This is a genomic window from Nocardia wallacei, assembly GCF_029868745.1.
GTDB classification, from domain to species: domain Bacteria; phylum Actinomycetota; class Actinomycetes; order Mycobacteriales; family Mycobacteriaceae; genus Nocardia; species Nocardia wallacei_B.
The window spans coordinates 1-10,273 of the sequence record NZ_JARWOP010000011.1; the positions used below are offsets into that span (position 1 = coordinate 1).

At 70.1% G+C, this 10,273-nt stretch carries 10 protein-coding genes; 4 read left to right on the forward strand and 6 right to left on the reverse strand.

Features of this window, described 5'->3' with window-relative positions:
• Window positions 1–1,700, reverse strand: a 1,700-nt coding sequence (gene pgm / locus QH470_RS00245; protein WP_280270185.1) for a phosphoglucomutase (alpha-D-glucose-1,6-bisphosphate-dependent), incomplete at its 3' end; no start/stop codon positions are given.
• 163 nt (window positions 1,701–1,863) lie between these two features.
• Complete coding sequence (locus tag QH470_RS00250; protein WP_280270186.1) at window positions 1,864–1,995, reverse strand: hypothetical protein; 132 nt, start codon at window positions 1,993–1,995, stop codon at window positions 1,864–1,866.
• A gap of 758 nt (window positions 1,996–2,753) precedes the next feature.
• Here QH470_RS00250 and QH470_RS00255 point away from each other — a divergent pair.
• Window positions 2,754–4,148, forward strand: coding sequence for a lipase family protein (locus tag QH470_RS00255; RefSeq protein ID WP_280270187.1), 1,395 nt, complete (start codon window positions 2,754–2,756; stop codon window positions 4,146–4,148).
• A 276-nt stretch (window positions 4,149–4,424) separates the two neighbouring features.
• Here QH470_RS00255 and QH470_RS00260 read toward each other — a convergent pair whose 3' ends face one another.
• Window positions 4,425–5,930 carry an MFS transporter gene (locus tag QH470_RS00260; RefSeq protein ID WP_280270188.1) on the reverse strand — a complete coding sequence of 502 codons (1,506 nt, stop codon included), beginning with the start codon at window positions 5,928–5,930 and terminating at the stop codon, window positions 4,425–4,427.
• A 116-nt stretch (window positions 5,931–6,046) separates the two neighbouring features.
• Between QH470_RS00260 and QH470_RS00265 the strand changes: the two genes are divergently transcribed.
• On the forward strand, window positions 6,047–6,721 hold the full coding sequence (locus tag QH470_RS00265) for a TetR/AcrR family transcriptional regulator (protein ID WP_280270189.1): 675 nt from the start codon (window positions 6,047–6,049) through the stop codon (window positions 6,719–6,721).
• 56 nt (window positions 6,722–6,777) lie between these two features.
• A complete protein-coding gene (locus QH470_RS00270) occupies window positions 6,778–8,076 on the forward strand; it encodes a D-arabinono-1,4-lactone oxidase (RefSeq protein ID WP_280270190.1) in 1,299 nt (432 codons plus the stop codon).
• Here the strand turns inward: QH470_RS00270 and QH470_RS00275 are convergent.
• The 3 genes from QH470_RS00275 to QH470_RS00285 are packed head-to-tail and all read right to left on the reverse strand — an operon-like array spanning window position 8,043 to window position 9,543.
• Complete coding sequence (locus tag QH470_RS00275; protein ID WP_280270191.1) at window positions 8,043–8,693, reverse strand: alkaline shock response membrane anchor protein AmaP; 651 nt, start codon at window positions 8,691–8,693, stop codon at window positions 8,043–8,045. The two genes, QH470_RS00270 and QH470_RS00275, sit on opposite strands and share 34 nt — an antisense overlap.
• Window positions 8,690–9,223, reverse strand: coding sequence for a DUF6286 domain-containing protein (locus tag QH470_RS00280; protein WP_280270192.1), 534 nt, complete (start codon window positions 9,221–9,223; stop codon window positions 8,690–8,692). The genes QH470_RS00275 and QH470_RS00280 overlap by 4 nt, the downstream gene beginning before the upstream one ends.
• Window positions 9,220–9,543 (reverse strand): Asp23/Gls24 family envelope stress response protein, encoded by a 324-nt coding sequence (locus tag QH470_RS00285; RefSeq protein WP_280270193.1) that lies wholly within the window; start codon window positions 9,541–9,543, stop codon window positions 9,220–9,222. The genes QH470_RS00280 and QH470_RS00285 overlap by 4 nt, the downstream gene beginning before the upstream one ends.
• A gap of 346 nt (window positions 9,544–9,889) precedes the next feature.
• Here QH470_RS00285 and QH470_RS00290 point away from each other — a divergent pair, with 346 nt between their 5' ends.
• On the forward strand, window positions 9,890–10,138 hold the full coding sequence (locus QH470_RS00290) for a hypothetical protein (protein ID WP_280270194.1): 249 nt from the start codon (window positions 9,890–9,892) through the stop codon (window positions 10,136–10,138).
• The last annotated feature ends 135 nt before the right edge of the window (window positions 10,139–10,273 follow it).

A 10,273-nucleotide genomic window follows, 5' to 3' on the forward strand; every position in this document is an offset into this window, starting at 1 on the left:
GGGGGGGGGGGCGCCGCCGCGCCGGCGGCGGCGGGGCCCGCGCGGCCGGGGGGCCGCCCCCGCCCCCCCCCCCCCCCCCGGCCCACCACGTCCTCGGCGGCGGCCTGTACCTGCGCCAGATGCTCGGGCCCCTCGAAGGACTCGGCGTAGATCTTGTACTTGTCCTCGGTGCCGGACGGGCGCGCCGCGAACCAGGCGTTCTCCGTGGTCACCTTGACGCCGCCGAGCGCCGCGCCGTTTCCCCGGGCGCGGGTCTGGATGCCCGTGATCGGCTCACCGGCCACCTCGGTGGCGCTGATGTCGTCGGGGGTCAGCGCGGCCAGTCGTGATTTCTGCTGCGCGGTGGCGGTGGCGTCGATGCGCGCGTATGCCGGACTGCCGTAACGCTTCTCCAGTTCGGCGTAGCGGGCGGACGGGCTCTGGCCCGTCACCGCGGTGATTTCCGCGGCCAGCAGTGCCAGCAGGATGCCGTCCTTGTCGGTGGACCACACCGTGCCGTCCATTCGCAGGAAGGACGCGCCGGCGCTCTCCTCGCCGCCGAAAGCCAAAGAGCCGCTGAACAATCCGGGCACGAACCACTTGAACCCGACCGGCACCTCGTGCACCTGCCGGCCCAGCACGCTCACCACCCGGTCGATCATCGAGGACGTCACCACCGTCTTGCCGATCTTGGTCAGCGCGTCCCAGCCCATCCGGTTGGCGATCAGGTACTCGATGGCCACCGCGAGGAAGTGGTTCGGATTCATCAGGCCCGCATCGGGAGTCACCACGCCGTGCCGGTCGGCGTCGGCGTCGTTGCCGGTGGAGATGTCGTAGTCGTCGCGGATGGCGACGAGCGAGGCCATGGCGTACCGCGAGGAGGGGTCCATGCGGATCTTGCCGTCGCTGTCCAGCGTCATGAACCGCCAGGTGGGGTCGACGAACGGGTTGACGACCTCGAGCTCGAGGTCGTAGCGCTGCCCGATCTCCTCCCAGTAGTCGACGCTGGCCCCGCCCATCGGGTCGGCGCCCAGGCGAATACCCGCGCCGCGCACCGCATCCAGGTTCAGCACGTTGGGCAGGTCGGCGATGTAGTGGTCGAGATAGTCGTAGCTCTCGACGCTCGTGTCCAGGGCATGCTGCAGCGTGGTGCGCTTGACTCCCGCGAGGCCGCCGCGCAGCAGTTCGTTGGCGCGGTCGGCGATGGCGTCGGTCGCGACCGTGTCGGCCGGGCCGCCGTGCGGGGGGTTGTATTTGAAGCCGCCGTCGCGCGGCGGATTGTGCGACGGGGTGACGACGATGCCGTCGGCCTGGTGCCGGGTGCCGCCCCGATTGTGCCGCAGCACCGCGTGACTGAGCGCCGGCGTGGGTGTGTAGCGGCCGCGGGCGTCGACGATCGCGGTGACCTCGTTGGCGGCCAGCACCTCCAGCGCCGTGCTCCAAGCCGGCTCGGAGAGCGCGTGCGTGTCGCGGGCCAGATACACCGGGCCCGTGATGCCGCGGGTGGCGCGGTACTCGACGATGGCCTGTGTGATGGCCAGGATGTGGGCCTCGTTGAACGCGCAGTCCAGGCTCGAGCCGCGATGGCCGGAGGTGCCGAACTGCACCAGCTGCGCCGGATCCGACGGGTCGGGGATGCAGCTGTAGTACGCCGTGACGAGATGCGGAAGATCTTCGAGATCGGAGGCCCGCGCCGGTCGCCCGGCTCGATCATGAGCCATGCTCGAGCCTCCTTTCCGTATCGGTGCCGTCCGGCTGGGGCTGGTCATCACGATCATGGCCGCACCCACTGCTTGCCCAGGAGGAATACGGTAGCGAACGGCACCGACACCGAACGAGCGGCCGGACGCCCGGCGCGTTGCGGGCGGCGGACCGGCGGCGGCGTCATCGGCTCACCCCGTAATCGCACACCTGCCCCGGAGACGACGCCACCGTCGCGGTGATGCGCGGATCGGGCTGCCAGGCAGCGGCTTCCGTGACGGTCCGCACCACCGGAATCGTCGGTGCCTCGCTCATCACTGCCCCCAATCGTCGTGCCGTCTCGTCGTTCATCCCGTCGCGCCGACCCCGAGCACGACCTCACCCAGCGCGACCCGCGGCCCCCGTGGGCCCGCGCGCGCCGACTCGCCGGCGCATCCGATTCGAGCAGTTTACGAACCTCGCCGACGCCTGCCGACGAGGGGGGAAACCACCCGGCACAAGAGTTGTTCAGCCTATCGGATTCGCTTGGGGCGGGCAAAGACTCGTGCCGCCGAACCGGCCCGCACGCGGCGCGCCGCCCGGTCCCACCGGTGACTCCGCCCACTCGGCCGCCGGTCCACGAATCCACCTGGCCAACCTCCTGCCCGCGTCCGACACCTGCCGAACCATGCTAACCGCCAGCGATCCCGCAGCGACCCCTACGCGGCGACCCGCCCGGTCATCGGCCGATAATCCGTACCGCCCGGTCGCGTGCGTCGGCGGACGCCACGAGCGCCCCATCTACTGAGTACGAACTCGCATTTCACACCGCAGCACCGGATGCCCGGAGCAGTCTCCGGGCATAGAATCCGGCGCGGCAGCACCTCCGGAGCGCGCCGTACTGCTGTAATAGCACCACCCAAATCGCTTGCCCAATATTTGCCCACGCCTATCCCATTCGAAGCGGCACGCCCTCCGGCAAGCGGCCGCTCGACGCACGACCGGGCGTGATCCAGCACTGACATCAGGCACGGTCCGCTCGGCGCGCGCCCCGCCTCCGCCGATTCACCCCATCGGAACACCAGGGAGCAACGATGGCGCTCGCCCGACAGCAAGAACCCCTCCGGCAGAACCTGTCCGCTCCGGAAGAACCCACGCGGCACGCCACACCACGCACCTCGGCGACATCACGCATCGAGGCCGGCGGACGCACGCTCACCACGGCGCATATGTCGGCCCGACTGCGGACGCTGTACGGAACCGCGGCGGCGGGGCAGCGGGCGGACCGGGGCGGTGGGGCAGGGCGGCGACGATTGTCTCGGCTCGCGGCTGTTCTCGGGGTGCTGGCGATCGTGGTGGGCACTTTGGGGGTAGGGACTGTGGCGGCGGCCGTGTATCCGGTCGCTGAGCCCGATTCCTTTTATTGGGCTCCGCCGGATATCGGGTCCTATCAGCCCGGCGATGTGGTGCGCAGTCGTAGCGTGCCCGCGCCCGGGTTTCCGGGTGCGACGGCGTGGCAGTTGGTCTACCGGTCCACGAATTCCGCGGACGCGCCGATCGCGGCGGTGACGACGTTGCTGGTTCCCGGTGGCGGTGGCGCTCGTCCGCTGGTGTCGTATCAGCCGTTCGTGAATTCGCTGGGACTGCGGTGCGCGCCCTCGCACAGCCTGTTCGACGGCAGCCTGCGGGAGGCGCCGACGCTGAATCTGCTGCTGGCGCGGGGTTGGGCCGTGGCGGTGCCCGATCATCTCGGACCGGCCGGCGCCTACGGGGCGGCCCGTCTCGGCGGGCGGCTGACGCTGGACGGGGTCCGCGCGGTGCAGCGCTTCGCTCCCGCCGGGTTGGCCGGCAGCCCCGTGGGGCTCGCGGGGTATTCGGGCGGCGGCATGGCGACGGGTTTCGCGGCCGCGCTGGCTCCCGAGTACGCGCCCGAACTGCCGATCGTCGGCGCCGCCATGGGCGGGGTCCCGGTGAATATCGGCAAGCTCGCCCTGGACGTGGGCGCGGCCCCGAATCCCCTGTTCGGCTTGGGTTTCGCCGCCGCGAACGGATTGGAACGCGAGTATCCCGATGTGATGTCGCTGGACGAACGGATGACTCCGGCGGGCCGCGAACTGCGTGATCGCATCGCCGACGCGTGCACCGACGAGATCATCGGCGCCGCGGCCAACCGTAGCTTCTCCGACTATTTCACCGGCGGCGTGGACGACGTCAGCGGCGCCCAGATCGGCGTGCTGCACGAGAACAGCCTGGAGACCTTCCCGGGCGTCCCGCGCACCCCGATCTACCAGTGGCACGGCGGGTCGGATGTCGTGAACCCTTGGCTCGCACGCGAGGTGGCGGGCCGCTACTGCGCCGCCGGCACCCCCGTGCGGTTCGACGTCATCCCCGGCGCGGACCACACCGCGGCCATCGCCCCGGGCTCCGCCAACGCCTTCGGCTACCTCGCGGACCGCTTCGCCGGGGTTCCTGCACCCAGTAACTGCTGATCGCGCCTTCGGCGCCCGGCACAGATGACCCGGAACTGCGATGGCCACTCGCTGGCTCGGCGCACCCGGCCCGCACGGTCACACTTCCGATCGAGGTGGCAATTCTCGCCACGAGACCGCGAAATGTGTCCGCCCAAGCCGGTATCGACAACCAACGGCCCGCTCCCCGCACCCGAAAGGGCCGACAGAGACGGCGACGTCCACAGCGCACCGTGCCCCAGCCGGACGACCGACTGGGGCACGGAGGTATTCGATTCAGTTGTGGCGCAACGGCTTTCAGTGCACGATCACCGGCTCGCCCTCCGCGGGAGCGGGGACGGAGTTCGGCATGATCACCGCGGCCAGGACCGCGCCGACCAGGAAGATCGCCGTCGCCCACCAGAAGCTGGTGGTGTAGCTCTCGATCATCGACTGCGCGACGTCGAGCGGGTTACCGCCCTGCCGGGTGGACATGTAGTTCGCGGCGGCCGAGGAGGCGATCGTGCTCAGCAGCGCGGTGCCGATCGAGCCACCCACCTGCTGGCTGGTGTTCACCATGGCCGACGCGACGCCCGCGTCGTCGTGATGCACGCCCGCGGTCGAGCCCTGGAACGCGGTCGACATCGAACCACCGAGGCCCAGACCCATCAGGATCAGCGCCGGCAGGATGTGCGTGGCGTAGCCGGTGTCCAGACCGATCTGCGTCAGCCACCCCATGCCGACGGCGGCGATCAGGAAGCCGCCCGCCACGGTGACCTTCGGTCCCAGCTTCGGCAGCAGCAGCGACGGCACGGTCGTGGACGAGGCCACCATGCCCGCCACCATCGGCAGGAACGCCACACCGGTCACGATCGGCGAGTAGCCCAGCGTCAACTGCATGTAGTAGGTCAGGAACAGGAAGATCGCGAACATCCCGATGCCCATGACGAACACCGTCAGGTAGGCGCCACCGCGGGTGCGGTCGAGCACGATGCGCAGCGGCAGCAGCGGGTGCGCGACCCGGGTCTCCAGCCAGGCGAACACACCCAGCAGCGCGGCGCCGCCGATCAGGAACGCCAGTGTGACGCCGTTGGACCAGCCGTGCGACTCGGCGTGTGAGAAGCCGTACACGATGCCGAACAGCGCGACGGTCACCACGGCGGTGCCGGGGATGTCGAGCTTGGGCCGCTCGGTGGTCACGTGCTTGGCCAGCAGCAGCACCGCGCCGACGAGCGCGATCGCGGCGAAGATCAGGTTCACGTACATCACCCAGCGCCACGACGCCCACTCGGTGAGCGCGCCACCGAGCAGCAGCCCGAGCGCGCCACCGGTACCGGCGACGGCGCCGAAGATGCCGAAGGCCTTGGCCCGCTCGGCCGGTTGCGTGAAGGTCACCGTCAGCAGCGACAGCGCCGCGGGCGCCAGCAGCGCGCCGAGCACGCCCTGCGCCACACGCGCCGCCACCAGCATCTCGAATCCCGTGGCCGCACCGCCGATGGCCGAGGCGACCGCGAAGCCGACCAAGCCGGTGATGAAGGTGTTGCGCCGCCCGAACAGATCGCTCAGCCGCCCGCCGAGCAACAGCAGGCTGCCGAAGGCCAGCGCGTATCCGGTGACGACCCACTGGCGGTCACCGTTGGAGAAACCGAGATCGCGCTGCGCCTCCGGCAGCGCGATGTTGACGACGGTCGCGTCGAGCACGACCATCAGTTGGGCGACGCCGAGCACGGCGAGCACCCACCAGCGCAACGCATGCGAGCCGCGGCGGCCCGCGTTCGGCGACCGAGTCGCCGCATCCTTTTCCAGGTCGATCGCGGTAGTCATGGAGCCCCTTAGTCCGGTGACCGTATGCGGAGGTCGTTCCTCCGCTTGGTATGAAAGCTACCACCATAACGGAGAGAATGCCTCCACTTAATCCCGATGCTTGCTAGCATGACTGTGTGAATCGCACCACCACCATGTCCGCACCTCGGCGTCTGCGCGCCGACGCCGCCCGCAACCAGCAGCGGATCGTCGAGGCCGCGCGCAGACTCTTCGCCGAGCGCGGACTGGAGGTCACCCTGGACGATGTCGCCGAGGCGGCGGGGGTCGGCGTGGGCACGGTGTACCGGCGCTTCGCGAACAAGCAGGAACTGATCATCGAGGTCTTCGAGCAGACCGTCGCGGCCATGGCCGAGGCCACCGAACGCGCCAACCGCAACCCGGATCCCTGGGCCGCGGTGGTGGAGTTGTTCGAGTGGGCGTGTGAGCATTTCGCCGGCAATCGCGGATTCAGCGAGGTGATGCTCGAACTGCCCGACGCAATGGAGCGTTTCGAGTCGGTCCGCGATCGGATCAAGCCGCAGATCGGGCGGCTGGTCGACCGCGCCCACGCCGCGGGCGTGCTGCGTCCGGGCATCGAGGCGCCGGACTTCTTCGCGATCATCAACATGGTCGAATCGATCGCCGCCTTCTCCAAGCCGGTGAACGATCAGGTCTGGCGGCGATACCTGGCGATCGCGCTGGACGGGGTGCGCGCCGATACGGTTCCGCGCCAGCCCCTGCCCGTCCCGCCCCTGCGCGACGACGAGGTGGACCAGGCCAAGGCGCGTACCTTCGCCTGCCGACGCCGCTAGGCCCGGAATGCGCATCCGGTAGCGCTCGTCACAGCGCATGCCCTAAAGTTGGACACATGACCAACTCTTGGGTGAATTGGGCCGGCGACCAGCAGTGCGCGCCCGCCGCGACGGCGGCGCCCGGCTCCCCCGAGGACGTGGCCGAGCTATTGCAACGCGCCGAGGCCGCAGGACAGACCGTGCGCGTGGCCGGGGCCGGTCACTCGTTCACCGACGCCGTGCTCACCGACGGCATGCTGCTGAACCTGTCGAAACTGGACCGCATCCTGCACGTGGACCGTGCCGCCGGGCTGGTCCGGGTGGAGGCCGGGGCCACACTCAACGCGCTGAGCGCGGCCCTGCACCCGCTGGGCCTGGCGTTCCCGAACCTGGGCGACATCGATGTGCAGACCATCGCCGGAGCCGCCGCCACCGCCACGCACGGGACCGGGGCGACCTTGCAAAACCTTTCCGCCGCACTGCATTCGGTCGAATTGATGCTCGCCGACGGCAGCCGGGTGGAACTGGACGAACAGAGCGACCCCGACGGCTGGCGCGCGGCGCGCGTGCACGTCGGCGCGCTCGGCGTGGTGACGGCCGTGACGTTGGAACTGGTGCCGTCGTTCGTGCTGGAGGGGGTCGAACGCCCGGTGCCGGTCACCGATGTACTCGCCGATCTCGACGAATACATCGACAGCAACGAGCATTTCGAGTTCTACATGTTCGCGCACAGCCCGCTGGCGATGACCAAGCGCAACAACCGCGTGGAGTTGCCCGAGCAGCCGCGCGGCAAGGCCGTCGACTGGTTCGCCGATATCCTGGTCTCCAACCACACGTTCGACGCGCTGGCCCGGCTCTGCCGTCGCCGGCCGCAACTGATTCCGTGGGTGCAGCGCGGCGCCGCCTACGCGGGTAGTTATCGCCGCCAGGTGGACCGCTCCTATCGAGTGTTCGCCTCCCCCAGGCTCATTCGCTTCACCGAGATGGAATACGCGATACCGCGCGAGCACTCGGCGCCCGCGATCCGCGAGATCAAGGAGCTGTCCCAGCGTTTCGACACCCCGATGCCCATCGAGGTGCGCTGGGTGGCGCCCGACGACGCGTTCCTGTCCCCGGCCGGTGGCCGCGACACCTGCTACATCGCCGTACATCAGTACCGCGGCATGGCTTACGAGCCGTATTTCCGTGCGTGCGAAGCGGTTTTCGACAAATACGGCGGGCGGCCGCACTGGGGCAAGCGGCACTTCCAGACGGCGCGGACGCTGCGGCCGCGCTATCCGGAGTGGGATCGGTTCCAGGAGGTCCGCCGCCGGTTCGACCCGAAGGGCCGCTTCACCAACGCCTACGTCGAGCGGGTACTCGGTCCCGTCGACTGAGGCTTCACGAACCGCAATTCCATTGTGACCGGGATGGTTTCGACCTCGAGCGCCTGACGCAAGCGGGGCACGGCGTGGTCGAGGACGCGGGCACGCAACGCACCGATATCGGCGTCGGGTTCGGCGGTTACCACCAGGTACAACTCCGGGGCGCGACCGGGCCCGGACACCCAGGCCGCGGCGGAGCGCACCCCGTCGTAGCCTTCCAGGTCGGTCGAAACGGGCCGGGCCACGGTCGTGGCGGTCAGGGCGGTCCGATCGCCGGTTTCCGGAGTGCGGGCCCGCCAGCGCACCGGCTGCGGCATCCGGGTCACCTGCGCGGTGGCCCAGCGCAGGCAGGCCAGGCCCAGCACGCTCGCCACGGCGACGATGCCCCACAGCAGCCATGTGGGCGAATGGGTTCGGTCCGACAGTACCGGCGAAGCCGCGTCCACCCAGCCCAGCCGTCCATAGTGGGCCGCCAGAGCGACGGCTCCGACGGCCGTGACCACCACGCCCGCCACCCCGAGCACGGTGCGATTCACCGCCGCGGGCGGACGGCGGCGGATGCTCTCACCGCGCGCAGCGAATCCCACCGAGCCGCTCGCGGTGAGCGCCACCCGCTCGCCGGCGGTCACCGCATGCTCCCGGTGTGGCGCAGGCGCAACGAGATTCGCGGCGACGTGCGTGTGCCGATGCGGCCGATGCGCTCGTCGACCGCGGCGCGGACGGCCGCCGTGAGTTCGGCGGGATGTGCCCGGGGCGTGCGGACAGCGACACGAACCGTCTTGTGCCGCAGGGTGACTCGGGCGGAGTGCACGCCCTCGACCGACTGTGCCGCCGCCCGCAACGCGGTACGCAGGCCGCGCCGGGTCACTCCGGCCGCGATACCGTCGTCGGCGGTGAGCGGCACCACCACCGGACGACCCGGTAGTACCGCGAATCCCAGCAGCACGATCCCCACCAGTGCCGCCGCGACTCCGAACCACGCCACCGACATATCGGTCCAGGCCGTCTCGCGCAACCGGTTCTCGACGCCGTCCCATACGACGAGTTCCCTTGCGCCGGTGAGCCGTTGGACCAGCGACAGCACGACGATCACGCACACCGCCAGCAGTACGAGCGCCAGCAACGCGGCCGGCGCCGCACGGCTCGGCCGCCGCCTCACCGCACTCTCCCCGGTAGGTCCGCCACGTCGATGTCCAACCGCCGAACCGGCACTCCCGTGCGCTCCCGCACGCGGCGCAGCACGTGCGCGCGGCAGACGGTGGCGACCTGCCAGATCGGCATCGGATAGTGGATCGGCAATCGCAACGACAGCACCGCCGCGCCTCGGGAGAACCTGGCCCGCGCCTCGACGCCGGGCGCGACGCCGGTGATCTCCCGAGCCGCGTCGATCACCACTCGCCGCACGGCCGCGGCGTCGATCTCCGCGGCCGGCACGGGCGGCGCCGTGGCGGGCTCGATCGCGGTCACCGTGCTCGTCATGCTTCCTCCCGGTTCGGTGTGGTCAGCTCGATTCCCCGGTGATAGCGCAACACTAACCGCTCGTTCGCACGGAAGCCGGTGTACGCGCCGGGCGGCCCGGCCACGACGGCACCTGAAGGAGACATACCAGCTCACAGCGGTTCGGGAGGAAATTTTTGATTGACATCGCCCCCGGGAAGTGGGCACGATGGGGAGCGCAATCGTTGTCCAGATGATTGCTGAGCTGAATAGGTTGTCGCGGCACACCCGCTCGAACGGGGCCGGGCAACGCTGTACGGCACGACGGACGAGCATCTCGTCCATTCTCGCAATTCGGACGTGAGACCTACCGACAACGGAGGTTCGGATGTCTGATCGCTCCACCGGCCGAAAACCCGGCCAGGTTGCCGACAAGGGCAAGAAGTCCATGAAGAATCGCTCCCGGCGCGATGCGGAACGCATGCCCGACGACATGCGGCGCGACCCGGACCGGATGGGTTCGGGCATGAAGCGCGAGGGCGACGGCATGAATGCCGCGGCGCGACGCGACGCCCGCGTCGACCGCGACGACATGCAGGACGCGGCCCGCCAGACCAAGGAGAGGCTGGGCAAGTAGGAACCGGTGACATCGGCGCGCGGCCGGGGCGGGGCGCGCCGCTGCGCGGCAGCGGGCGCGGGCGGGCCGCCCGCGCTCGGCCCCGCGCCATTCCAGTGTGACCCGGGCGCTTTAGGCCGCGCGCGCCACGCGCCG

Coding starts and splice junctions, on each gene's coding strand:
- QH470_RS00250 (WP_280270186.1), bottom strand. CDS start 1,995: ATGAGCGAGGCACCGACGATTCCGGTGGTGCGGACCGTCACGGAAGCC.
- QH470_RS00255 (WP_280270187.1), top strand. CDS start 2,754: ATGGCGCTCGCCCGACAGCAAGAACCCCTCCGGCAGAACCTGTCCGCT.
- QH470_RS00260 (WP_280270188.1), bottom strand. CDS start 5,930: ATGACTACCGCGATCGACCTGGAAAAGGATGCGGCGACTCGGTCGCCG.
- QH470_RS00270 (WP_280270190.1), top strand. CDS start 6,778: ATGACCAACTCTTGGGTGAATTGGGCCGGCGACCAGCAGTGCGCGCCC.
- QH470_RS00285 (WP_280270193.1), bottom strand. CDS start 9,543: ATGACGAGCACGGTGACCGCGATCGAGCCCGCCACGGCGCCGCCCGTG.
- QH470_RS00290 (WP_280270194.1), top strand. CDS start 9,890: ATGTCTGATCGCTCCACCGGCCGAAAACCCGGCCAGGTTGCCGACAAG.